21 protein-coding genes are annotated in these 22141 nt (G+C 73.7%); 5 read left to right on the top strand and 16 right to left on the bottom strand.

The genetic code is table 11. From position 1 onward, the window contains the following. Nucleotides 1-34 precede the first annotated feature (34 nt). Both IEY93_RS08640 and IEY93_RS08635 read right to left on the bottom strand, forming a co-directional pair. Complete coding sequence (locus tag IEY93_RS08640; RefSeq protein ID WP_189162460.1) at nucleotides 35-982, bottom strand: hypothetical protein; 948 nt, start codon at nucleotides 980-982, stop codon at nucleotides 35-37. 1 nt (nucleotide 983) lies between these two features. Continuing rightward, nucleotides 984-2108 (bottom strand): MBL fold metallo-hydrolase, encoded by a 1125-nt coding sequence (locus tag IEY93_RS08635; RefSeq protein WP_229690984.1) that lies wholly within the window; start codon nucleotides 2106-2108, stop codon nucleotides 984-986. Between the two features lie 249 nt (nucleotides 2109-2357). On the opposite strand from IEY93_RS08635, the gene IEY93_RS08630 reads away from it, so the two are divergent. Together IEY93_RS08630 and IEY93_RS08625 are read left to right on the top strand one after the other, a co-directional pair. Then, nucleotides 2358-2777: a hypothetical protein gene (locus IEY93_RS08630; RefSeq protein ID WP_189162458.1), complete on the top strand. Its 420-nt coding sequence runs from the start codon at nucleotides 2358-2360 to the stop codon at nucleotides 2775-2777. Nucleotides 2778-2908: 131 nt separating this feature from the next. Beyond that, on the top strand, nucleotides 2909-3571 hold the full coding sequence (locus tag IEY93_RS08625; RefSeq protein WP_189162457.1) for a hypothetical protein: 663 nt from the start codon (nucleotides 2909-2911) through the stop codon (nucleotides 3569-3571). A gap of 29 nt (nucleotides 3572-3600) precedes the next feature. Here IEY93_RS08625 and IEY93_RS08620 read toward each other — a convergent pair whose 3' ends face one another. Together IEY93_RS08620 and IEY93_RS08615 are read right to left on the bottom strand one after the other, a co-directional pair. Beyond that, on the bottom strand, nucleotides 3601-5889 hold the full coding sequence (locus tag IEY93_RS08620) for a heavy metal translocating P-type ATPase (RefSeq protein WP_189162456.1): 2289 nt from the start codon (nucleotides 5887-5889) through the stop codon (nucleotides 3601-3603). A 295-nt stretch (nucleotides 5890-6184) separates the two neighbouring features. Next, a complete protein-coding gene (locus IEY93_RS08615; protein ID WP_189162623.1) occupies nucleotides 6185-7147 on the bottom strand; it encodes a hypothetical protein in 963 nt (320 codons plus the stop codon). Between the two features lie 626 nt (nucleotides 7148-7773). Between IEY93_RS08615 and IEY93_RS08610 the strand changes: the two genes are divergently transcribed. Next, entirely contained in the window at nucleotides 7774-8499 is a 726-nt protein-coding gene (locus IEY93_RS08610) for a class I SAM-dependent methyltransferase (protein ID WP_203968650.1), read from the top strand. A 164-nt stretch (nucleotides 8500-8663) separates the two neighbouring features. On the opposite strand, the gene IEY93_RS08605 is transcribed toward IEY93_RS08610, so the two are convergent. The 10 genes from IEY93_RS08605 to IEY93_RS08560 all read right to left on the bottom strand — a co-directional run bounded on the left by IEY93_RS08605 (nucleotide 8664) and on the right by IEY93_RS08560 (nucleotide 18027). Continuing rightward, complete coding sequence (locus IEY93_RS08605; RefSeq protein ID WP_189162455.1) at nucleotides 8664-9704, bottom strand: alpha/beta hydrolase; 1041 nt, start codon at nucleotides 9702-9704, stop codon at nucleotides 8664-8666. Nucleotides 9705-9716: 12 nt separating this feature from the next. Further along, nucleotides 9717-10787 (bottom strand): LLM class flavin-dependent oxidoreductase, encoded by a 1071-nt coding sequence (locus tag IEY93_RS08600; RefSeq protein ID WP_189162454.1) that lies wholly within the window; start codon nucleotides 10785-10787, stop codon nucleotides 9717-9719. Between the two features lie 34 nt (nucleotides 10788-10821). Then, the gene (locus IEY93_RS08595) at nucleotides 10822-11802 is read right to left on the bottom strand and encodes a CPBP family intramembrane glutamic endopeptidase (RefSeq protein WP_189162453.1); all 981 of its coding nucleotides are present in this window, start codon (nucleotides 11800-11802) and stop codon (nucleotides 10822-10824) included. Further along, nucleotides 11799-12641, bottom strand: coding sequence for a CPBP family intramembrane glutamic endopeptidase (locus tag IEY93_RS08590; RefSeq protein ID WP_189162452.1), 843 nt, complete (start codon nucleotides 12639-12641; stop codon nucleotides 11799-11801). Before IEY93_RS08590 ends, IEY93_RS08595 begins: the two co-directional genes overlap by 4 nt. Then, the gene (locus IEY93_RS08585) at nucleotides 12619-13965 is read right to left on the bottom strand and encodes a YcaO-like family protein (protein ID WP_189162451.1); all 1347 of its coding nucleotides are present in this window, start codon (nucleotides 13963-13965) and stop codon (nucleotides 12619-12621) included. The genes IEY93_RS08590 and IEY93_RS08585 overlap by 23 nt, the downstream gene beginning before the upstream one ends. Next, nucleotides 13958-14983 (bottom strand): TOMM precursor leader peptide-binding protein, encoded by a 1026-nt coding sequence (locus IEY93_RS08580; protein WP_189162450.1) that lies wholly within the window; start codon nucleotides 14981-14983, stop codon nucleotides 13958-13960. Before IEY93_RS08580 ends, IEY93_RS08585 begins: the two co-directional genes overlap by 8 nt. Before the next feature lie 35 nt (nucleotides 14984-15018). Then, the gene (locus tag IEY93_RS08575) at nucleotides 15019-16242 is read right to left on the bottom strand and encodes a coproporphyrinogen-III oxidase family protein (protein ID WP_189162449.1); all 1224 of its coding nucleotides are present in this window, start codon (nucleotides 16240-16242) and stop codon (nucleotides 15019-15021) included. Next, on the bottom strand, nucleotides 16239-17159 hold the full coding sequence (locus IEY93_RS08570; RefSeq protein ID WP_189162448.1) for a SagB/ThcOx family dehydrogenase: 921 nt from the start codon (nucleotides 17157-17159) through the stop codon (nucleotides 16239-16241). Before IEY93_RS08570 ends, IEY93_RS08575 begins: the two co-directional genes overlap by 4 nt. A 9-nt stretch (nucleotides 17160-17168) precedes the next feature. Beyond that, complete coding sequence (locus tag IEY93_RS08565; protein ID WP_229691005.1) at nucleotides 17169-17747, bottom strand: VOC family protein; 579 nt, start codon at nucleotides 17745-17747, stop codon at nucleotides 17169-17171. A 118-nt stretch (nucleotides 17748-17865) separates the two neighbouring features. Next, complete coding sequence (locus IEY93_RS08560) at nucleotides 17866-18027, bottom strand: hypothetical protein (RefSeq protein WP_189162446.1); 162 nt, start codon at nucleotides 18025-18027, stop codon at nucleotides 17866-17868. Nucleotides 18028-18356: 329 nt separating this feature from the next. Between IEY93_RS08560 and IEY93_RS08555 the strand changes: the two genes are divergently transcribed. Further along, nucleotides 18357-19247 carry an ABC transporter ATP-binding protein gene (locus tag IEY93_RS08555; protein WP_203968649.1) on the top strand — a complete coding sequence of 297 codons (891 nt, stop codon included), beginning with the start codon at nucleotides 18357-18359 and terminating at the stop codon, nucleotides 19245-19247. Then, complete coding sequence (locus IEY93_RS08550) at nucleotides 19247-19987, top strand: ABC transporter permease (protein ID WP_189162444.1); 741 nt, start codon at nucleotides 19247-19249, stop codon at nucleotides 19985-19987. The genes IEY93_RS08555 and IEY93_RS08550 overlap by 1 nt, the downstream gene beginning before the upstream one ends. Nucleotides 19988-20022: 35 nt before the next feature. Here IEY93_RS08550 and IEY93_RS08545 read toward each other — a convergent pair whose 3' ends face one another. Beyond that, nucleotides 20023-20721, bottom strand: a complete 699-nt coding sequence (locus IEY93_RS08545; RefSeq protein WP_229690983.1) for a response regulator transcription factor — start codon at nucleotides 20719-20721, stop codon at nucleotides 20023-20025. Between the two features lie 4 nt (nucleotides 20722-20725). After that, the gene (locus tag IEY93_RS08540) at nucleotides 20726-21835 is read right to left on the bottom strand and encodes a sensor histidine kinase (protein ID WP_189162443.1); all 1110 of its coding nucleotides are present in this window, start codon (nucleotides 21833-21835) and stop codon (nucleotides 20726-20728) included. Nucleotides 21836-22141: the final 306 nt, after the last annotated feature.

Here is a 22141-nt window from a genome sequence, read left to right as displayed (position 1 = left end):
AGGCTGGCCGGTACCCGCGCAGGATCGCAGGTGGTCAGGTCTCCAGCGCGTCGCGGGCCTGCTGGGCGCGGCGGCGGGTCTCGTCGGCGCGGCGGGTGGCGCGGTTGCGCTCGCGCTCGGCCACGCTCAGCCGCTTGGTCGCCGCCTCCTGGCGTTCCCGGGCCGCCTCCAGCTCGCGGCGCAGGCGCTCGACCTCCTCGCCGGCCGCGGTGTACGCCCGCTCGGCCTCGCCGGCCTCGTTCTCCCACTCGCCGAGGACGCGCCGGGCCTCCTCGGCCTCGGCCGCCGCCGCGGCGGCCCGCTGCTCGACCGCCCGGCGCCGCGCCTCCTCCTCGCGGCGCCTGGCCTCCTCGCGCTCGCGGCGACGGGCCTCGGCCCGGCTCTCGGTGGTCTTCTCCCCTGCCTTCTCCCGGGCCGGGGTACGCTTCCCGGGACCGGCGCCCGCCTCGGCGCCGGCCGGCCGGGCCGGGGCCCCCGTACGCGCCGGCGACGCCGCGAGGCCGGGCAGCGCCCCGACCGGGCCGAAACCGACGTGGGTGCGCGGCTGCGCCAGCCGCCCGTCCCGCACTTCCTCCGCCACCGCCGGGTCCATCGTGGCGGCGTGCAAGGTGTCCTCGACCTCGCGTGTCGCCGGCTCGCGCAGCGGGCGTCCGGCCTGGTCGGCGAGGGTGAGCACCGTGCGGGACAGCCGGGTCACCAGCTCGGCGCGCCGCTGGTCCAGCTCGCCGGGCCGCCCGCCGGACTCCCATGCCGACCGCAGCTCCGCGCCGAGGTCGAGCAGCTCTTCAAGCTCGTCCGGGGCGTCGCGGGCCAGGCGGTTCACCGCCCAGGCCGACACCGTGGGGCGCCGCAGCGCGCCGATGCTCTTGGCCAGCGCGGCGTCGCCCGACTTCTTGGCCTCGGCCGCCAGCCGCTTACGGGTCTCCACGAACTCTTCGGGCGTGATGCCGTAGAGCTCGCCCACCGCCTCGGACAGGTCCACCTCATCCCCTTATCAGGGTCTCCCACCAGCCGTCCACCGCAGGCGCGGCATCGACGTCGACCGTCTCGCCGGGCCTGGGCGTCACGATGCGGACGTCACGGGCCTTGGCCTCGCGCCACAGCCGGTCCACCGGCTCGGCCCAGGGGTGCAGTGCCAGCGTGAACGTCGCCCAGTGCACCGGCAGCAACAGCCCGCCGCCGAGGTCGATGTGGGCGTTCACCGCCTCCTCGGGGTTCATGTGGATGTCCGGCCAGGCCGGGCTGTAGGCGCCGATCGGCATCAGGGTCAGGTCGAACGGCCCGTGCGCGGCGCCGATCCCGGCGTACCCCTCGAAGTAGCCGGAGTCCCCTGCGTAGAAGACCCTGCGCCGCGTGCCGGCGACCACCCACGACCCCCACAGGGTCTCGTTGCGGGTGAAGGCACGCCCGGAGAAGTGCCGGGCCGCCGCGGCGGTGAACCGCAGGCCGGCGATCTCGGCCTCCTCGTCCCAGTCGAGCTCGATGATCCGTTCCCGTGGCACGCCCCACTTGGCGAGGTGCGCGCCGATGCCGAGCGGGACGAGGAACGGGGCGGTGCGGGTGCGGGTCAGCGCCCGCACGGTGGCCAGGTCGAGGTGGTCGTAGTGGTCGTGCGAGATGGCGACGGCGTCGATCTCGGGCAGCGTGTCCAGGCCCACCGGCACCGGGTGCAGCCGCTTGGGCCCGACGAGCCGCGACGGCGAGACCCTCCTGCTCCACACCGGGTCGAACAGGACGCGCCGTCCCTCGATCTCGACCAGTGTCGAGGCGTGGCCGAACCACACGACCCGCAGGCCGTCCGGCGCCGGCCGCGCGGTGGACGGCGAGAGCAGGGGGATCGCGCCGGGCGGGCGGCGCCGCTCGCCTCCGGTGATCAGGTCGCGTATCAGGCCCGGCGGCGGTGCGACCGGCACCTCGGTGTGGCCGGGCATCGTGTTGCGGAAGACGCCGTCGCCGAACTGCGGCGAGGTGCGCATGCGCGCGGCCCGCGGCCCGCCTGATCTCAGCGGACGGGTACCCAGCTCGGCCGGGACGTCCCGCAGGACCCACGCGGCCGCCGCCAGGGCGGCGGCGGCCATCACCCTCTTCGACGCTCGGCTTCCCGCCACCTGCTCACGCTCCCCGTTCTGTCGAGTCCCATCCAGCCGAACTTCGCACGGCATACCAGGTGTTCCCGCCCATACCGGCGCGGGCCATTTCTCTGTTCGCCCCCACTCTGCGCCATATCGGCAAAAAGCCGTCAAAGACATGCGTGTCCCGGCTTCGGGCACCGCGGCCCGCGGCTTCGGCCGGGGTATGCAGCACGACGTCGCCGATGTCCGAAAGCGGATGTCCCGCCGTACGAGCTGGAGAAGCGCATGCGCGTCCGTCACCACAAGGAGAGCCGCACCGCCACCGCCGGGAGCGGGCCGGTCCGGCGGCTGGGCGTGCAGGTGTCCACGGCCGTGCTGCTCGGCTCGCTGGCGAGTGTGCCCGCACTGGCCGCCGCCGCTCCGGCGCACGCGGCAGCGGCCGTGTCGTCGGTACGCGAAGGCGGCGACGGGCGGCCGATCCATGTGAACACGGGCAACGGCCGGCGCAACAACAGCTACGCGGCCGTCTACAGCCCCACGGTGGCCCGGGGGCAGCAGTTGGTGACCAACACCATCACCGGCGGGTACTCCCGTACGCACACCGCTCTGTGCAAGCACCAGCGCATGTGCGTCATCAAGCAGAAAAGCCGGATCCACCACCGAACGGCAAACCACGGCCATACAAATCGCGGCGCGCGGCAATAATGCGGCAACGACCCCGTACGCCCTGATCGCCGGGACCGGGACGCGCCCGTCGCCATGAATACGCTGGCCGCTCCAGTCCCGATCCAGGCCCGCTGACGCCGGGCGCTGGGCGACGCAGCAAAGGGCGAGACATGACGGGTCGTCAGCGCGGACACCGGCCGTTCACCGGCGGGAACGTCGCCATGATGCTGCTCGCGGGCGCCGCGGCCTGCCTCGCCGTGACCGTGGCGGCGGCCCCCGCCAACGCCGGCACCGCGCCGACCCGGCACCATGCGCACGCCCACTCCCCCGGCCATGCTGCGGCGCGGGCTCTCGTACGGTCGGCGAATCGGGCCCATGTGCGGACGGCGGGCCGGGCGCAGACCCGCAGGTATCGCTGGGTGCGCGACCACGTCCGGGTGAGCCCGCGCCTTCGGTGGCGCGGAGGGTACGCCGGGCACGGCGACGACGACGGGCCCGGCGGCACGCAGATCATCAGGTCCGGGAACGGCAAGCGGAACAACACCATCAACGAGATCGCGAGCCCGACCAGCAACCGGGGCTTCCAGCACACCAGTACCGACACGATGGGCGGCGCCACCGGCATCCAGAACGCCCTGTGCAAGAACACCAAGGTGTGCACCATCCACCTGCAGGTGACGATCATCAACTCCGGCGGGGCCCAGCAGAAGAAGGAGAAGTCCGCCACGAACCGGTCCGGCGGCACGACCTCCGCCCACCAGACCTGGTCCACTCCCAAGAAGGACGACTCCGGCGAAACCGGCGACGCCTCCGACGACTGCTGCTGCGACTGACCACAGGCGCTTGCCGGCCGCCGGGGCGATCAGGCGCCGGTGGAGCCGGCGGCGAGGGAGAAGTACGCCTCCTCCTCCTGGGCGAAGTGCAGGGTGAGCACGGCGTGCAGGCCGTACAGGCAGGCCCGCAGGTCGTCCAGCTGCCCCGGGGCGGGGCCGGTGTCCCCGGCCAGCTCCAGGTGGCGGCCAAGCCTGCGGACCAGCCGGTCGATCTCGGCGTGCGCCCTGCTCATCGTCGTGGTCGCCTCCGGGTCACCGAGCAGGCGGGCCATCGCCGGGTAGAGCCGGTCCTCTTCGGCGTGCTCGTGCGGCAGCAGGTCGTCCACCAGGAAGGCATGGACGCGGCGCAGGTCGGCGAGGTTCTCTTCCGGCGTGCGGACGCTGAGCCGGTCGGCGGCCTCGCGGATGAGCTCCAGCGGAGGCCGCAACTCGGCGTGCTCCAGTTCGAAGCGGCGCAGCAGTGCCTCGGTACTGTCGTCCACCGGCAACCGGGTCCCCCTGCCCTCGCGCAGGGCGCGGAGCGCGTTGAGGATCACCGCGACGTCGATGCCCTCCTGCAACAGCGCTCCGGCGGCGGGCGGGAGCAGGCCGGTCGTGGCCACGGCCATCGCGATCAGCGACAGCGCCATGCCTGCGCCCGCGCTCTGCACGGCGATGCGCCTGGTGCGGCGGGCGATGTCCATGGCGTCGGCGAGCCGGTCGAGCCGGTCCGCGGTGAGCACCACATCGGCGGCCTGGGCGGACGCGGCGACCCCGCGCGCGCCCATCGCCACCCCGATGCCGGCGGCGGCCAGCGCCGGGGCGTCGTTCACCCCGTCGCCGACCATGACCGTACCGGCCCGTGCGGCCTCGGCCCGCACCTCCTTGACCTTGCCCGCCGGGGTCTGCTCGGCCAGCACCCGGTCGATGCCGAGGACGCCCGCGACGCTCTCGGCCACCTCGGCCCGGTCCCCGGTCAGCATGACCAGGCGGGTGATGCCCGCGGCGCGCAGCCGGCGAAGCGTACGGGAGGCGTCGGGGCGGACGGCGTCGCGCAGCAGGATGACCCCCGCGGCCCGCCCGTCCACGCTCACCCAGACGGTGATCGCGTCGTCGAGCGCGGCCCGGGCCCGCTGGGCGGTCTCCCACTCGGTCGCGCGGGGGGCAAGGGCCTTGCCGACCCGTACCTTCCTGCCCTCGACCAGCGCCGATGTGCCGGTGCCCGGCTCCTCCCGCATGTCCTCGGGGTCGGGTGGGACGAGCCCCCGCTCGTGCGCGGCGTGGACGATCGCGGTGGCCAGCACGTGCGAGGACATCTGGTCCACGGCCGCCGCCAGCCGCAGCACCTCGGCCGCGTCCCAGCCGGGTGCCGCGACGACGTCCACCACGCGGGGGTGGCCGAGGGTGAGCGTGCCGGTCTTGTCCAGGATGAGCGTGCGGGCCGCGCCGAGGGCCTCCAGCGCCCCGCCGCCCTTGACCACGACGCCGTGCCGGGCCGTACGGGACAGGCCGGAGGCGACGGCCGCCGGAGCGGCCAGCAGCAGCGGGCAGGGGGTGGCGACCACCAGGACGGCCACGGCCCGCACCATCTCGCCGGAGATCCACCAGGCGGCGCCGGCGAGCAGCAGCGTGGCGGGCAGGAACCAGGCCGCGAACCGGTCGGCCAGGCGGACGAGCGGCGCGCTGCCCGCCTCGGCCTCCTGGGCCAGGCGTACCACCCCCGCGTAGGTGCTGTCGGCGGCGCTCGCCGTGGCCCGCATGTCGAACGCCGGCCCGACGTTGACCGCGCCGCTCGCGACGCCGTCCTCGGCCTGGTGTTCCACCGGCAGCGACTCGCCGGTCAGCGCGGCCTGGTCCAGCACGGCCACGCCCTGCCTGACCCGGCCGTCGACGGGCACCATCTCACCGGTCGGCACCAGGATGCGGTCCCCCGGGCGGACCTGCTCGACATCGACGAGCCGCGCGTGCCCGTCCTCGTAGCGCCGGGCGGTGCGTGGCGCCCGCTGCCGCAGCGCGGTGAGGTCGCTGCGGGCGCGGCGCAACGCGTACTCCTCCAGCATCCGGCCGCCGGACAGCATGACGCCGATCAGCGCTCCGGCGAGGTACTCCCCCGTGGCCAGCGAACCGGCCAGGGCGAGCACGGCGATCGCGTCGACGCCCATGCGGCCGGCCCGCAGCGCCGACACCACCCACCAGATCGCGGGCAGCAGGGCCACGGCCGTCCCCACCGCCCAGACCGCCCCTGCGGGCCGGGGTGCGCCCGCCAGATAGAGGACTCCACCCGCGGCCAGCGCACCGACCGTGATCACCAGCAGGGCGTGCCCCGCGAATCTCCTCACGTGGGCAGACTCTCCCGGACGACCTCATGCCAGGTAGGGCGGTTGTCCCCGCGAGGCGGGGCCGAAAGACCTCTGGACGACGCGATGCGAGGCCGGAAGGCCGCTGACCGAGAGGAAGCCGGCGTCCGGCGGGCTTGGCCAGGCCGGCGGTGCGGACCTTTGTCAGCTATGCCGTTTCATGCCGGCGGCACCACGGCCCGCAGGAAACGGGCGTACGCGCGGGCGGCCGTGACACGACGGGCGTGCCACGGCCGCGGACGACACCGGGAGCATGCCTCCCCGGTGGAAAGGCGTGTTACGGAGTCGGCGGAACGGTCACCGTCTGGGTCACCGTGGGCTCCGGTTCGGGCGTGGGCGAGTCACTCGGCAGCGGGGTCTCGGTCGAGGTGGGCGTGGGGGAAGGGGTCGTCGGCTCGGTCGGCGTCACGGTGGGCGTGGGCTCGGTCGGAGTAGGGGTCGGGGTCGGGCACGCCTTGGGGGTGCGCCACTTGGTGCTGTTCGGGTGCCAGTAGTCGCCGGGGAACCAGCTCTTACCCGGCCAGTACCGCTTGCTCGGGCGCGACAGGTCCACGATGTACCCGGCCGTCGCGCTCACCTGGGGCGTACCTCCCTCCGCCGGGGGCTCAGGGACCGGCGGAGCCTCAGGAGTCGGCGAGATCTCAGGAGTCGGCGGGACCTCGGGAGTCGGCGAGATCTCGGGGGTCGGCGGGACTCCTGGGGCCGACGGGGTGGCCGGGGGTTCCGGGGTCTGCGGGACCGCCGGCGTCCCCTCCACTGAGTTGCTCTGGACGCCGTTGCCTTGCGTCGCGCTCTCCCCCTGAGGCGCGGCGGTCAGCGCCACCCAGTCGCCCTGCTTGATGTCGCTGTTGCCCTTGCGTCCGGCGACCACGCGGGTGTCCTCGGTGATCGCGTACGACTTCTCGTACCCGTCCCGGCTGCGGACGGTGATCGATTCCTCGGTGACGGCGGTGGCCTCGCCGGTCTGGGTGAGCAGCGTGACCGTGACGCACGGGTCCTTGGTCGCGACCGTGAACTCACCGTGCATCGTGCCGACGAACGCCCACGGGGCCACCTTCGGCACGCTGACCGTCGGCGTGGGGGTGGGGGTCTCGGTCGAGGGCGGCAGGGTCGGCGTGTCGCTGGGGGTCGGCGTAGGGAGATCGGTGGGCGTGGGAGCGGGCGTCTCGGTGGCCGTCAGCGTGGGGGTCGGCGCGTCCGTCGGCGGCGTGCCGGCGGACGCCGCCGCGGCCGCGGCCACACCGAGTCCTCCCGACGACACGAGCATGACGGCGGCGGCGATGAGGGGTGGGCCTGAGATGCGCCAACGTGGCCCGCCCGATCCGATCGAAACCTTCTTCGCCGGCCTGTCTGGGTTGGTGGGCGTCACCGTGTTTCCTCCATGCGGCTCGTCTCGGTCGGCCCCGCCGCGCGAGCGGCGAGATCCGGGGCCGTTCTGCCTTACCCCCTCTAGAACGGTCGTCACGCGCCTCCGGCTCGATGCCCGCCCCAGAAAGGGGATCCGGCACGCCTTCCCCGGCCCGCCACGACCATGCCGCCACCCCCACGGGCGGCCCGCCCCGCCCCCCGCCTTCCAGCAGCTCACCCCACCCTTCCCCGACCTCTGAGACCCGGACGAATCCCCCTCCGGCGTACCCGCACAAACCCCCAGAAAATTTCTCTGAGATTTCCCGGCGACCCGCTGCCGCACCCCCCGTCACATCTCCAGCCGCCATGGGGTACCGCCGGATGGAGGCCGGCGTGCCAGGGGGACGAAGGGGAGCTGGGTTGGGTAAGGGGTGGCCGGATGGACAAAGGTGACCGAAGGGCGGGACGAAGGTGACCGATCGGCTGTACACGGCGGACGATCACCGGTAAGAACTAATCGTGACCGAGGCGCGCGCGAGTTACGGGGTGGACGCCCCGCTGGTGCTGATCGGCCTGTCGGTGGGCGGCGTCGTGGAGCTCGGCCTGGCCGCCGCGTGCTTCGCCGCCGGCTGGACGATCCTGGCGGTGATCCTGCTGATCGGCGGGCTCATGCTGGTGGCCGGGGCGGCGTTCTTCGCCCACACCACGCTGCGCGGCAAGTTCCTGGTCTGGGACGCCGAGCTCGACTGGCTCGGCCTGACCGGCGACGAGCACGTCCTGGACCTCGGCTGCGGCCGCGGCCTGGTGCTGCTCAAGGCCGCCAAGCGGGTGCCCGCGGGCAAGGCCACCGGCGCCGACCTGTGGACCGGCGACCAGTCGGGCAACAACCGGGAGGCGGCCCTGGCCAACGCCCGCGCCGAGGGCGTCGCCGACCGAGTGGAGCTGGTCACCGCGGACATGCGCGACCTGCCGTTCGAGGACGCCACGTTCGACCTGGTGGTCTCCAGCCTGGCCGTGCACAACATCCCCGACGACGCCGGACGCGCCGCGGCGGTGCGCGAGGCGTTCCGGGTGCTGCGGCCGGGTGGCCGGTTGCGCCTGGCCGACTTCCGGCACGCTCCGCAGTACGCCGCGGTGCTGCGCGGGTGCGGCGCCGTGGACGTCGAGGTGCGCGACCTCGGCTGGCGGTTCTGGTACGGCGGCCCGCACGCCCGCACCGCCATGGTCAGCGCCAGCCGCCCGTAACGCAGGGGTTCCCGGCCCGGGCCCTGACGTGTGCCCGTGATCGCCGTCCCTGACCACCGGTCGCCGGACGTCGCGCTGCCGGAGACCATGTCGCCATGCCTGGTGCGCCGGCCGCGGCGCGGTCATCCGGTGGCCGCCCCATTGGGCCACCGGATGCGCCGCTGTCAGGCCGGGAGGGTGGTGAGCCAGGTGCGGATGGCGGTGAAGAGCTCCGGGGCGTTGCGGTGCAGGTTGAGCGCGTGGCCGGCGCCGGGGAGCACGAAGGCCGAAAGCCGTGCCTCGGCCGGGTAGAACCAGCTCTCCCAGGCCGTGACCGCGGCGGCGTCGGTGCACTGGAGGTACGGGCCGTTGCAGAACAGGTCGTCGTGCTCGCCGACCGCGACGAGCACCGGCACGCGTACCGCGCCCGAGATGGACGGGTCGCCGGCCTCGGCCAGCGTCGCCTGCTCCCCGGTGGTCATCGTCGTCTTGGTCAGCTCGATCACCGCGGCCATGGCGGGGGCGGCGCCGGCCGGGTCCAGGAACAGCCCGGCCCGGCTGCCGGGCTTGGTGGTGAGGTAGCCGGCCGGCGGGTGGGTCACCCCGAGCACGGGATCGCCGGCGGCGGGCACCAGGGCGGCGTTCAGCGCGTCCAGCCGGGGGCCGATCGAGTGGACGAAGCCGGTCGCCACGACGGCGTCCAGGTCCGTGGCGTGCCGGGCGGCGTCGGTGACGAGCACGCTGGAGCCGAACGAGTGCCCGACGCCGACGACGCGCCGGTAGGCGGTGCCGTCCACGGTGCCGGTCCGCAGCCGGGTGACCACGTCGTGCACGAGTTCGACCTCGCTGCTCAGGGTGAGCGCGTCGGCGGCGGCGCGGCCGCTGAGCCCGGTGCCGGGCCGGTCGAGGGCGAGCACGGCGTACCCCGCCTCGGCCATGGCCGTCGCGTACGGCCGGGCGCCGGCGGTGGCCGGGGTGAGCCAGTACGCCTGGTCGAAGGTCGCGCCGGCCAGCAGCATCTGGACGGTGGCCGGCGCCGGCCCGGACGGGCGGCACAGCGTGCCGCGCAGCGTGACCGGCGTGCCGGCCACGGTCTCCGGGACCGACACCAGGCGGCAGCTCACCCCGCTCGCCGCTTCGGCCGGCAGGGCGGGGACGACGGTGAGGGCGAGCAGCGCCAGTCCCGCGAGCAGCCGCGCGATGGTCACGGTCGGACGTGTGCGCATCGGTGTCTCCTCTCAGGATCCGGCCGCGGCGGGCAGGGCCGGCAGCACCTTGTCCAGGAACCGTTCCAGGCTCGCGACGGCGACCTCGCCGGGCACGGCGCCGAAGTCCATCTGCCACAGGAACCCGTCCACGCCGCCGAGCCCGGAGGCGATCTGCTGGACGCGCTCGGCGACGGTGGCCGGGGCGCCGACGACGGCGCTGCCCATCGTCCGGAACGAGACGGGGTCCAGCGCCCGGATGGCCCGGCTCATCCCGGTGTACCCGCGGTAGTCGTCGGAGGCGGCCGAGACCCACGCGTCGGTGGCGGCGGCCCAGACGTCGAGGTAGGCCCGCAGCAGCGGGTCGGCGGTGCGGCGGGCCTCCTCGTCGCTGTCGCCGACGTACAGCGGCAGGCTGGCCACGACGCGCGGCGGGTGCGGGTGGCCGGCGTCGGCGTGGGTCTCGCGGTAGACGGCGATGTGGTCGCTCATCTCGGCGAGCGGGGTCAGCGCGGGGGTGACCAGCAGGTTGTGGCCCTGCTCGCCGATCCAGGCGAAGCTCTCGCGGGAGCGGACGGCCGCGATCCACACGGGCGGGTGCGGGCGCTGCACCGGGCGCGGGAGCGTGGTCACGTCGCGGAACCGGAAGAAGGGGGTGTCGGCGGTGACGTTCTCCTCGCGCCACAGCCGTACGACGGTCTCCACGGTCGCGGTGAACCGTTCCCTGCTGCCGTCCATCGGCACCTGGAAGGTGGCGAACTCCTGCGGCAGGTAGGCGCGGGCGAAGCCGACGTCCAGCCGTCCGCCGCTGATGGCGTCCACCATGGCGGTCTCGGAGGCGAGCTGGACGGGGTGGTGGAAGACGGGCAGCACGCAGCCGGTCATCAGCCGGATGCGGCTGGTCGCGGCGGCCACGGCGGACAGGAACGCCAGCGGGCTCGGGCAGTAGCCGCCGTAGGCGCCGAGGTAGTGCTCGGTCATCTTCACGTGGCTCATCCCGCCCTGGTCGGCGAGGCGGCTCAGCAGCAGCACGTCGCGGAAGTACTCGTCGGGCGGCTTGGTCGCGGGCGAGCAGTCCGGCAGCAGGGACAGGCCATGGAACATCGCGGACGCCTTTCTCGGCGTGGTGCTAGCGGCGCTAGGCCACGGCGAACAGGAAGAAGGTGACGTGCGCCACCATCAGCGGGATCAAGATCGGGTAGTTCCAGTACAGGACGCTGTGCGTGAGGCCCATCACGATCGCCCCGACGACGGGGAACATGGCGGCCCGCCAGGAGGACATCAAAAAGACCTGCATGACGGTGAACAGCAGGCAGGACAGGGCGATGGCGAGCACCGGCCCGGCGTCGCGCAGCCAGGTCAGCGCGAGCCCGCGGAAGACGACCTCCTCGCTGCCGACCTGTACGGCGGTGAGGGTGAGGGCCAGCGGCAGCGAGACGACCTCCATGGTCTTGAGGTGGTGCCTGATCCAGCCGCCCCTGGACAGGCCGAGCCACTGCCGCATCCGCTCCTCCCCCGCGCCCGCGTCGGCCGCCGGGCCCGCGACTCCCGTGGTGGCGGGCAGGGTGCGGGCCGCGGCGCGTCCGGGCGGCGCACCCGCCGCCCCACCCGGGCCGCGGCCGAACGAGGCACCCACCGCGCCACCCGGGCCGCGTCCGAACGGGGCGCCCGCCGGGCCGCGTCCGGCCGGCGTGCCCACCGTGCCGCGTCCCGCCGAGGGGCCGCGGGCGCCGCCGCGCTCGGTCGCGGCGCGGCGGCGGCCACGCGCCTGCACGCCTTCGATCACCACCCGGCACAGCAGCGAGCCGAGCGCGACCTCGCCGACGCCGATCGCCGCGCCGAGCACGATGAGGCCGGGACGGTTCCAGCCGGTGAGCAGCGCGGCGATGTCCACGCCGGTGACCAGGGCGAGCAGCAGCACGACCAGCACGTGGCTGGCTCCGGCGGCGGCGAGCTCCAGTACGCCGCCGCGCTCGCTGGCGTCCCAGCGGCGGGCGAACGGCAGCAGGTGGGCGGCGCGGCGGCAGGCGGCGAACAGCGCGGCCTTGGCGTACTTGTAGTAGAGCAGCACCAGCACGGCCAGTACGAGGGCGCGCAGCGGCCACGGCAGGGCGGTCATGCCGGCGCCCCCCACATGCCGCGCGCGGGCGCGCGCCGCGTCACCGGCTCGCTGCGCCGGTAGCGCCACACCCACACGTTGAACGCCACGTGGGCGATGACCGCCGCCAGGACGTTGCCGGTGAGCAGCGTGGCGGCGCAGGCGGCGACCGCGAGCGGCGTCTTGGCCAGCACCTGCACCCAGCCGAAGAAGACGTGCGAGCAGGCGAAGACGGCGGCGGTCGCGACGAGGCCCACGGCGGCGAGCCACACCTCGCCGGGCAGCAGGGCCAGGCGGGTGAGCACGCCGCGGAAGACCAGTTCCTCGAAGGCCGCGACGGCGACCAGCAGTTCGGGCCGTACGCGCAGGTCGGCGCTCGTGGGCGCGTAGTCGTTGCGCGCCCGCACCAGCCCGGTGCGGCGCCGTTCGGCGGCGGCGGTCCCGGACGCGGCGAACCCGGCGGGCCGGGCCGCGGTCATCCGCGGCGGCCGGGGCCCGGCGGGGGCGCCGCGGGGCGCGCGGCCGGAGGTGGTGATCGCCCGGTCGGCCCTGATCACCGCCACCCCGAGCGCCGCCCCGAGCACCGCGCCCGCCGGCACCCCCCACCAGCCCGCCGGGTGGCCGGGCACCGGCGCGACCACGGCGAGCGGCCCGAGCAGCGCCACGGCGGCGGCCACCAGCGCCGTCATCAGCAGCACGTGCACGCCGAGCAGCGGCAGCCGGCGCACGAAGGCCCAGCGGGTGTGCAGGTGGGCGGCGAGGGTCAGGCACGACAGCGACAGCAGGGCGAGCGCGGTCAGCGCGTACGCCCGGGTGTCGGGGAGACCTCCGGGGAGGTCAGGGATAGGGGTGGGGGTCATGGCGGCGGAATCCTCCGTAGGCGGCGAACCGCTCGTGGGCCGCCGCCGGCGCGCTGGGCAGCGGCAGCGTCACCAGGTCCGGGGACCAGAACCGGGCGACGACGAACCCGAGGTCGGCCACGTCCACGGTGGTGAAGTCGGCCGCGTACAGCCGCTTGCCGGTGGCGTGGAAGGCCTTGATCAGCGCCCGTGCCCGCACCCCGGCCGGCCGGTCGTCGTCCGGTGGCAGGTCGTCGGCGGAGACGTCGTCGCAGGCGGCGAACCGCGCGTCCACGACCCGGGCGCCCTCGGGCGTCGCGGCGTAGGAGACGTTGGACTCCAGGTCGAAGATGTCGTCGGTGACGGTCTCGCGCCGCTCGAACCGCTGCTGCAGCGTCGACCAGGTGGCGAGCCCCCGTACGCCGGCCGCCTCCAGCAGCGCCCGGTACATGGCGCGTTCGAGCCCGCCGTCGATGCCGAGCCCCACCGCGACGGCGGGCAGCCGGCCGTCCCTGCTGCGGATGAGGCAGGCGACGGTGAACCCGGGCAGGTCGGCGCTGGGCAGCAGGTGGAACTCGGGCCGGTCGCCGAGCGGGTCGAACGCCTCGTGCAGGACGCGTTGCAGCGCCGCGGTGCGCGCGTCGTGGGCGATGCGCGCCGACCGGCCGCCGCCGTACCAGTGGCTCAGCGCGGCGTCGATCTGCACCATCTCCTCCAGGGCGTTGAGCGCCGCCTTGTCGGGGTCGGTGTGCGAGGCGGTGCCGGTGGACACGGCCGGGGCCACCCACGGCTCGCCTCTGTGGTCCTGGACGACGTAGCCGACCAGCAGCAGCTGTGCGGGCACCCAGCAGTCGCTCCCGTCACGCAGCCGCGTGGCGCGCACCCAGCCGAGGACGTCGTCGTCGCGGTAGGGGCGGAACGGGAAGCCGGGGCGCGCGTACTGTTCGGCGGTGTACGGCGCGGCCGGGCCGGCGTCGCACTGCTCGCCGGCCGCGCGCAGTTCCGCCACCGAGGCGTAGCGGATGGGGAAGTGCCCGCTCACCGGGGCCAGGTAGCCGCCGTACCGCTCCACCACCTCGCCGAGGGTGCGGATGTGCGACTCGAACGGCCGCAGCCCGTACCCGCCGATGTGGTAGGCGCCGATCTTGGGCGCGGGCAGGCCGCGCAGCACGTGCACCCCGGTCAGCTCGCCGCCGGCCACCATCAGCCGGGGCGCGCCCCGCTGCCGCTGCAGGAACCCCATGGACGGCATCAGCCCGCACAGCGGGGAGTGCATGCGCGCGCGCAGCCGCGCGGTGAACTGGTCGGGGGACTCCACGACGCGCGGCGTCAGCACCTCAGTCATCGATCCACCGCCGCACGTCGAAGTACAGCTCGGTCGCCTCGCGCTCGACCACCGGCCCGCAGGCCCGGCAGCCCGGCAGCCGCAGCACCTCCGAGTAGGCGATCTCCATGGTCGGCACGTAGATGCCGAGCACCTTGCCCAGCGTCGTGGTCGAGCCGGTGAGCGCCATGTTCAGCGCCTCCAGGCCCACGTGCCCGGCGACCACGGCGCGCAGGGCGTCCAGCGTGGGTGGGGTCCCGGATCTGATCGACCGGCGGACCAGCGCGTCCTTGTACCGCTGGTATCCGGCCGACTCGCGCAGGTTCATCAGCACCCGGGTCTCGAAGCAGGCGAAGCACGCCGAGGTGGGCGGGAAGAAGGTCGGGCCGATCATGACCATCGGGCCGTCGATCGCGGCCTGGATCCACGGTGTGCGCAGCGCCAGCGCGATGCGGTTGAGCACCGTGAGGCGCACCGGGTGCGGCTCCTCGGCGACGTGGACCAGCAGCTTGCCGCGCCACGGCTCGAACCGCTCGGCGAACCGCTCGAAGGCCAGACCGTCCTCCAGGGCGACCAGGTCGGCGTCCAGCAGGGCCCGGTTCAGCGGGTCGTCCTCGCCGGCGACCTCGACCCCGGCGGGGGCGCTCGGCGCGAGGATGCCGGCCGTGGCCTCGGCCAGCGCGGACCCGCCCAGGACGACGACCGGCGGGGCGGGGGTCTCGGCGAGGTAGGCGCCGGTGTTCTCGATGTAGGCGTCCAGCGCGGTCTCCGGGCCGCGGGCGATCACCCCGAGCTGGTCGAGGTGGTCGACCAGGGCCTCGATCTCGGCCCGGGTGACCCCGTTGGCCTTGGCGACCTCGGCGCGGCCCGCGCTGCCGTCGAGCCCGCTGAGCAGGCCGTAGAGCCGGCCGGTTCGGGCGTGGTCGGTCAGGGTGTAGGAGCGGACGTTCCACACGCCGTGGCGCAGCTCCACGGTGTCGGCGTCGTGCGCGACGACGCTGAAGGACGGTTTGATGCGGACGTTCTTGCTCTGTTGCATGTCGATCCTTTTCTGCCGGGAACGGGGACGGGCGGTCAGGCGAGCAGGGCCGCCGCCCTCGGCTCGTCGCCGCCGGACCCGGCGATCCCGGCGAACTGCAGGTCGATGAAGGCCCCGGTGATCTGGTCGCGGCGCAGCCGCACCCCCTCGGCGTCGTGGCGGACCTCGGCGACCCGTTCCAGGAAGCCGAGCAGGTGCCGGCACGGGCCGAGCGTCAGCACCTCCTCCAGCGGCACGCCGGTGCGCTCCTGCCACAGCTCGCGCGAGGCGCCCTCGAACGTGGTGAGCGACTGGTAGAGCAGGCGCGCGGCGATGGCGGGCGACGCGGCCGGGTAGCGTTCGTCGAAGTGGAGCGGGTCGCGGTTGTAGGCCGCGAGGAAACCGCGCCGGTGCGCGAGGTACTCCCCGCCGATGAGCGAGGTGGCGCCGGAGCCGAAGCCCGCCCAGTCCATGCGGAGCTGGAAGTAGGCCAGGTCGCTGAGGCACCGCTGGTCGCCGAAGTGGCTCATCGCGTATTCGGGCAGCCCGGCGTCCACCAGCATCTGCGCTCCCACCGCGTAGGCGATCTTCTGCTCCGAGCGGAGCATCGCCGTGGTGCCGCGGGTCACCTGCCGGCGCAGTACGGTGCCGTGGGCCGGCCGGTAGGGGTACAGGGCGACGTGCGTCAGCGGCAGGCCGAGCGCGGCGCGCACCGTCTCGGTGACCTCCTCGACGTCCTCGCCGGGCAGGCCGCAGATCAGGTCGATGGACCGGTCCTCGAAGCCGGCCTCGGCGGCCAGGTGGACCGCCCGGCGCGCCTGATCGGCGTCGTGGCTGCGGCCGAGCTTGCGCAGCCGCCGGTCGTCGAACGACTGGACGCCGCTGCTCCACCGGCGGAAGCCCACGCGGCGGAAGGCGGCCAGCTTGGCCGGGTCGAGGCTTTCCGGGCTGCACTCGATGGTCGCCTCGGTCAGGCTCCCGGACAGGTCGAACACCTCGTGCAGCGCCGCGCCGATCTGCTCGATCTCGTGCTCGGCCAGGATGCTGGCCGTGCCGCCGCCCCAGTACATGATCTCCGGGCGGTAGCCGCGCGCGGCCAGGTCGGCGCCCCGTTCCCTGATCTCGCGGCACAGCGCCGCGATGTAGGCCCGCCGCGGGCTGTCGGCGGGCCGTAGCAGCAGCTCCGCGGTGGGGATCTCGGTGACCCAGTCGCAGAAGTGGCACTTGGAGTCGCAGAACGGGATGTGCACGTAGACCAGCAGCGGTCGCGGCTCGCTCACCCCGGCCACCCGACGAAGATCGTGTGGGCCAGGAAGGACAGCACGCCGTCCAGGCCGAGCGCCTCGTTGGCCAGGTCGTCCACGTAGCTGGAGCAGTCGGTGGTGCCGAGGCCGAACCCGGTCGCGGCCAGGTGGACGTTCTGCGACATGCCGCCGCACTCGTGCAGGACGAAGCGCATGCCGCGCGGCCCGTACTTGCGCATGGACCGCCAGGGCCGGGCCACCAGGAGGATGACGGCGGCGGCGCTCTCCACCGAGATGATGCCGCCGGGGATGGCGAACGAGTCGCGCAGCCGGTCCACCGTGGCCCGCTCCCCGGTGCGCACCAGGACGTCCTCGACCGGGCTGTAGCGGTAGGTGCCGACCGGCAGCTCGGGGACGTCCAGCGCGGCGAGGTGGACCTCGACCGGGTAGAGCCCGCCGCCGCTGGGGACGGCGCGGAACCGGTAGGTGGCGGTGCCGCCGCGCATCAGCTCGGCGTCGGCCTCGCCGGTGACCCCGGCGGCGAAGCGCAGCATCGTGCCGACCTCGGCCAGGGCGACCGGGTCGCCGGTGTACCTGCGCACGCTGCGCCTGCGGGCGACGGCCTCGTCCAGCGCGATGGCCAGCGGGGCGGGCGGCGGCAGCTCGATCGTCTCGCCGGGGCCGGGCGTCTCGTGGTCGATGACCGACAGGGCGGTGGCCATCACGTCGCCGAAGTAGTCGGCGCCGGACAGCTGCGCCTCCCGGTCCCAGGGCGCGAAGCGGCCGGCGACGATGAACTCCTCGGCGACCCGGGGGAAGCGGGCCTCGCCCAGGTTGTCGTAGCGGGCCTGGTTGGTGCGCAGCCCGACCGACTCAAGGCCCGGGCTGAGCAGGCGGTAGGCGCTCACGCCCGCGCTGGCCTCGGCGAGCTGGGGATCTGTGACGTTGTCCATCGGCGCGGCCTACTCCTGGAAGATCTCGGTGGGCGCGGGCACCTTCCGGTTCAGCGCGATCGACTGGTCGACGAGCTGCTCGGGGGTGACCCGGGTCGCGTACTCGCCGAGCCGGAAGGTCGCGTGGGCCCACTCGCTGAACTGCACCAGGCCGAACCGGTTGCCGTCGGCGTCGGCGACGCTGGCGCCGCGGCCCATCGAGTCGCCCGCGTCGCCCCGGTAGAAGGGGCTGTCGCGGAACTGCTCCTGGAACTCCGGCTTGATCTGCTTGGGCAGCGGCAGGTCGTAGGGCCCGGCGGTCACCTCGCCGCCGTGCTCGGCGATGAGCTTGAGCGCGCCGTCGAGGTCGTTCACGTGGTAGTAGACCGTCACGGCCTCCCCGGGGAATCGCCGCTTGTTCACGGTGAGCAGGATTCCGTCGCTGGACACCGGCGCGTGGTAGGAGATCTCGTACGACAGCGAACGGGCCAGCGGCATTCCCAGTAATGCCTGGTAAAAGGCGAGGCCGCGTTCCATGTCGTCGACCGGGACATTGATGAGGACGGGTTTGGGAATGGCGGACACGTCGATCGGCGAACTGTTCTGCATGGCTGGCACCGCGCTTTCCTGCGGTCGGCCGGCCTGGTCGATGCGGCCGGCATGGGGTCGGGCGGAGGTCGGAAGGGCGGGGCCCGGAGAACGAGCCACGGGCCCCGCTTGGTGCTGATTACGGCCGCACGATGGTGCCGCACGAGCTGGACGTGCAGCCCGCGCAGCACGACGACGCGCCCGGAACGACGACGCCGAACTCGGTGCCGGACAGGCCGGCGCCGAGCGGCTGAGCGGTCATGCTGCGGTGGTCGATGGTCGCGGTGCTCTCAAGCTTCATACGTGTTCACCCCCTCCCACAGCTGCGGAAGCGGAGTCCCTGGAAGGCCGGAAAAGCGCGGATCTGTGCCGGGCCCGTGGCTCCGCGCCAAGCCGTCGAAAGGCCCCCGTTTCGTGAGATCGGACGTCCCTGATCCTCACATAGCCGCTTTTAGTGTCAATGATGAGAATTCGACCCGCCTGATGGTGACAAATGTCATCGGCAAATGGTGGGAAACCGTGCTGCCACCGCGTTCGCCGGCCAACGTAAAGTGCTGCGGCGGCTCAACTGATCGCGTCCGCCGAAGGAACCGGGAGGCTCCGACCGCGATGACACTCGACAGCCCACACGTGAGCATCAGGGACGTCGCGTTCAGTTATGGCCGGCTGCGGGCGCTCGCCGGGGTGAACCTCGAGGTCCGCGCCGGAGAGGTCGTCGCCCTGCTCGGGCCGAACGGCGCCGGCAAGAGCACGCTCACCCACGTCATGCTCGGCCTGCTCGCCCCGCAGGCCGGCCAGGTGCGCCTGTTCGGCACCCGGCCGCAGGACGCGGTCGCCCGCGGCCAGGTCGGGGTGATGCTGCAGGACACCGGCCTGATGCGGTACGTGAGCGTGCGCGAGCTGGTGGGCCTGGTCGCCGCGCAGTACGGGCGGGCCGACCGCACCGAGGACATCCTCCGGGACGCCGGGCTCGCCGACCTCGGCCCGCGCCGCATCGGCAGGCTCTCCGGCGGCCAGCGGCAGCGGGTCAAGTTCGCGCTCGCCATCGCCGGCGACCCCGAGCTGCTGTTCCTGGACGAGCCCACCGCCGCGCTCGACGTGCAGTCCCGCCACGCGTTCTGGCAGGACATCCTGGAACGCGCCGGCCGGGGCAGGACGATCGTCTTCGCCACCCACTACATCGAGGAGGCCGAGGCGTACGCCAACCGGATCATCGTCCTGCAGGAGGGCAGGGTGGTCGCCGACGGGCCCGCCCGCCAGATCATGACCCGGGTGAGCGACGTGACGCTCCGCTTCAGCAAGCGGGAGGCCCGCGAGGAGGAGCTCGCCCGGCTCCCCGGCATCGTCCGCGTGCAGGGCTCCCCGGCCGAGGAGGGGCACTGGGAGCTGGTCACCGCCGACCAGGACGCGACCCTGGACGCCCTGTACGGCACCGGCCCGTCGGGGGTGCGCGGCCTGGAGATCTCCCGCACCTCCCTGGAAGACGTCCTGCTGGCACTGACGAAGGAGACCGGGCACTGATGGGGCGCTACATCCGGCTGGACGTGGTCAGCATGGTGCGCAGCGGCTACTTCCTGGTGTTCTCCGTGCTCTTCTCGGCCGGCTTCTACGTGATGTTCACCAAGCTGTTCACCGTGCAGGGCTGGACCTCCTCCCCGGGGTTCGCCGGCACGTACATGATCTCCCTGGCGGTGTCCGGCGCGTTCTACGCGGCGCTCACCGGCGGCGGCATCCGGCTCGGCGAGGAACGCGGCAGCGGCTGGGCGCGCCAGCTCACCCTCACCCCGCTGTCGCCCCGGCGGTACGTGTTCGGCAAGCTGCTCGCCGCCTGGCTGCTCGCCCTGCCGACGCTCGTGGCCATCTTCCTGCTCGGCGTGCTGCTCAACCAGGTGTCCATGCCGGCGGCCAACTGGGCGCTCACGCTCGCGGCCACCTGGGGCGGCAGCCTCTGCTTCGCGGTGTTCGGCGTGGCGATCGGCCTGCTGGTCGCCGGGGACGCCACGCAGTTCGCCTGCCTGGGCGTGTTCTTCCCGCTGGCCGTCCTCGGCGGGCTGTGGTTCCCCACCACCGCCTTCCCCGAGGCCCTCCGCGAGCTCGTGCAGTACCTGCCCACCAGCGCCCTGTACCGCCTCGGGGTCACCGCCGAGCAGGGATCGGGGCCGGTGGCCATGCCGCTGCTCGTGCTGGCCTGCTGGACGGTCTTCGCCGGCACCGCCGCCCTGGCCCGGCTCCGCCCCGAAGCCCTCAACCCGTCCCGCTAGCGCGGCCGGGCACGGCGCTGAAGGGTACGCCCAGGTCAGAGCCAGTCGTTGGCGGCGGCTATGCGTACGGCTTCGTGACGGTTGCGGGCGCCGGTCTTCTGGATCGCCCGGGTCAGGTAGTTGCGGACGGTGCCGCCGCTCAGCCGCATGGCGGCGGCGATCTCGGCGACGGTGAGGAAGTCGCGGGCGTGGCGCAGCACCGCGGCCTCCTGCCGGGTGAGCGGGCAGGGCTTGGCCAGCGCGATGCGGGCCGCGAGCTTGTCGTCGATCACCAGCTCGCCCGACGCCACCTGCTTGATCGCGATGACCAGCTCGGCGGGCGAGGTGTCCTTCACCAGGTAGCCGCGCGCCCCGGCGGCCAGCGCGGCCCGCAGCGCCTCGGGCTCGCGGAACGCCGACAAGATCAGGCAGCGGGTCTGCGGCGACCACTTCCCGAGCGCGGCCACCACCTCCACCCCGCTCCAGGGGTCCTCCTCGGCGCCCCGGCCGGCCGGGGCGTCCGCGCCCGGCCCGGCGGCCATGCCCGGCGCGCCGGTGGCCGCCGCGACGGGCATCTGCAGGTCGACCAGCGCCACGTGCGGCCGGGTGAGCGTGCCCATGGACACGGCCTCCCGGACGCTCGCCGCGCTCGCGACGACCCGCAGCCCCGGATAGCCCGACAGCAGCAGCTCCAGGGCGTTGCGGATCAGGCTCTGGTCCTCGGCGATGAGGACGGTCAGCGGCGCTTCCAGCACGGCACTACTCCCCCTTGACGAGCCTCGCGATCACCCGGACGCCCCCGTCCCGCGAACGCTCGACGATCAGTTGGAGACCGGCCTGTTCGAGCCGTTCCCGCAACCCCGTGAGACCGGCCCCGGGGACCACCGGCGATCCGGGCGGGCCGTCGTCCTCGACGACCAGCCGGTCCGCTCCGAAGATCACCCGGCAGGTCCGGGCGCCGCTGTGCTTGACCACGTTGGTGACGGTCTCGCGCAGGAACCAGGCGAAGGCCGCCCGCCGGTGGACGGCGGACGGCACGCCGAACACGGCCAGGTCGATGCCCGCCCAGATCAGCAGCTCGCGTGCCTCGTCCAGCTCCGCCGTGACGTCCGGGGCGCGCATCTCCTCCACGACGGCGATCGTGTTGTTCAGCGTCGTGCGCGCCAGCGCGGCGATGTGCCGTAGTTCCTCCCCCACCCGGCGCCCCGCCTCGTTGCGCGCGGCCACCTCGGCGCGCATGACCAGCGCGACCAGGTCGCGCCCGACCAGGTCGTGCAGGTCACGGGAGAGCCGCTGGCGTTCGCGCTCGGTGGCCAGCCGCTCGGACGCCTTCTGGGTCTCCCACTGGGTGACCGCGAATTCGATGAGCTGGTGGATGCCGGTGAGGGTCACGGCGAACACGCTGAGCTGCAGGGCCAGCATGCCGAGCCGGACCGGGGCGACCCCGCGCAGCAGCCCGGCGAACACGACGATCAGCAGGCACCCGGCGGCGGAGGCCAGCCCGGTGTACGGCCGGTGCGTTATGACCAGTGCGGTAATCAAATAAAAGGGCAGATAATAAATCCAGCCATCGGGCAGTACGGCCAGCAGACCGAATCCGGCGGCCACCAGGCCGGCGAACGCCCAAGGCGTGTGGATGCGTTCTGATCTCGGGATGGCGCGGGACACCACCCTGATGTAGCAGCCGCCGAAGACGGCCACCCCGCCGGCCGCGGCGAGCCATTGCGCGAGGCTCGGCCCACGGCTCGCGAACTCGGGCCACAGAGTGGGAATGAGCAGCAGGAACGCGACGGTGAACAGGCGCATCCCCCTGTAGAGGCCGGCCGACGGCGCGTTGCTCCCAGGGGCGCGATCCACCTCGTCCCGCACGCGATAGATCGTCCCATACGACACGGGATTTGAGGAGATTCGGCACCGAACATTCATCGGAAAGGATGAACTCGCCCCGCGAGAGCGCCAGGAGTAAGCGAAACGGAAAACCTCTGCAGAGAGGAGGGAAAGCCGAATCAATAGCCCGGCCGATTACCAATCAAACGAGTAGGCTATGCCGGAAGTCCATGCCACCGACGCGGGCGGCGGCCGTGCTGCGGCCGCCGCCCGGTTCGGGGGGATCACTCAGAGGAGAAGGCGGCGTCGAAGGCGGCGGTGGGCGGGGTGATGGCGTTGAGGCCGCGC

The sequence above is a fragment of the Sphaerisporangium melleum genome (assembly GCF_014646695.1).
Taxonomy (GTDB): Bacteria; Actinomycetota; Actinomycetes; order Streptosporangiales; family Streptosporangiaceae; genus Sphaerisporangium; species Sphaerisporangium melleum.
The sequence above is the reverse complement of the archived record's forward strand: the minus strand, read 5'-3'. Positions and strand labels throughout refer to the sequence as shown.